General features: G+C 75.3%; 2 protein-coding genes. Both read left to right on the top strand.

The features are described 5' to 3' along the window. On the top strand, positions 1 to 688 hold a 688-nt coding region (locus HW445_RS31010; RefSeq protein ID WP_180224108.1), incomplete at its 5' end, for an MFS transporter. A gap of 117 nt (positions 689 to 805) precedes the next feature. After that, a partial coding sequence (locus HW445_RS31005) for a carbohydrate kinase family protein (RefSeq protein ID WP_374939732.1) occupies positions 806 to 1,396 on the top strand: 591 nt, incomplete at its 3' end.

Here is a 1,396-nt window from a genome sequence, read left to right as displayed (position 1 = left end):
CGTGCTCAGCCTGCTGGGCGTGGTGCCCTTCCTGCTGCACCGCGAACCCCCGCCGACCGCCGCCGCCCGGCCGGCCCCCGTGAGCGCACGGCGGTTCCTGGCGGGCCTGGGGTTCGACCCGCGGCGTCACCCGGACCTGGGCTGGGCCTGGCTGACCCGCTTCCTGATCAACCTGTCCAACGCGCTGGTCCTGCTCTACCTGCTCTACTTCCTGCGCGACCGGGTCGGGCACCCCGACCCGGAGCAGGGCGTCTTCGTGCTCACCGTGGTCAACGCCGCCCTGCTGCTGGCCACGGTGGTCGTCAGCGGCGTCCGGTCCGACCGGACGGCCCGCCGCAAGCCGTACGTCCTGTGGTCGGGGGTGCTGATGGGGGCGGCCACGCTGATGCTGGCCGGGTGGCAGACCTGGCCCGCCGCGATCGTCGCCGCGGCGCTGCTGGGGATCGGGTTCGGCGTCTTCACCTCCGTGGACTTCGCGCTGATGACGGAGGTGCTGCCGGACGCCGCCGCCCGGGGGAAGGACCTCGGCGTGATCAACGTCGCCAACTCGCTGCCGCAGGTGCTGGCGCCCGCCGTGGCCGCGCCCGTGGTCACCCACCTCGGCGGCTACACCTCGCTCTTCCTCGTCTCCGGCCTCCTCGCCCTGGCCGGGGCCCTGCTCGTCCACCGGATCCGCGGGGTCGCCTGACGTGCGGGCCCCGCCGTGCCGGGCCCTTCCGGTCCGGGGAGGCGTGTGCCCGCGTAGGGAGGCACGGGCTGGGGCAGACTGGCTGAATACCGCACCACCGGCAAGAAAGCCCCGCCCGTGACAGCGCCCACGTCGCACGACGCCCCCGCCCGGACCCCGGCAGCCCCGGCAGACCTCCGGAGCAGTCCCCAGGTCGATCCCCTGGCCGCCCTCCGCGCCCCGGACGAGCCGCCCTGCGACGTGTTCCTGACCGGCACCGTGTTCCTGGACATCATCTTCACCGGCCTCGACACGGCCCCCGTCCGCGGCACCGAGTCCTGGGCCCGCGGCATGGGCTCCAGCCCCGGCGGCGTCGCCAACATGGCCACCGCCCTGGCCCGCCTCGGCCTGCGCACCTCGCTCGCCGCCTCCTTCGGCGACGACCACTACGGCGAGTACTGCTGGGACGCCCTGGAACAGGGCGAGCACATCGACCTCTCCCCGTCCCGCACGGTGCCCGGCTGGCACTCCCCGGTGACCGTCTCCATGGCCTACGAGGGCGAGCGCACCATGGTGTCCCACGGCCACGAGCCCCCCGAGGAGGAACAGCCGGCGCCCGCCCTCCCGCCGCGCTCCCGGGCCGCCGTCGCCTCGCTGACCCCCGGCCGCCGGGAACCGTGGGTGGCACACGCCGCCGGGGCGGGGGCGCTGATCTTCGGCGACGTCGGC

The sequence above is a fragment of the Streptomyces sp. UH6 genome, from assembly GCF_013421635.1.
Classification (GTDB): domain Bacteria; phylum Actinomycetota; class Actinomycetes; order Streptomycetales; family Streptomycetaceae; genus Streptomyces; species Streptomyces abyssomicinicus.
This window is presented reverse-complemented; position numbering and strand designations above follow the sequence as displayed.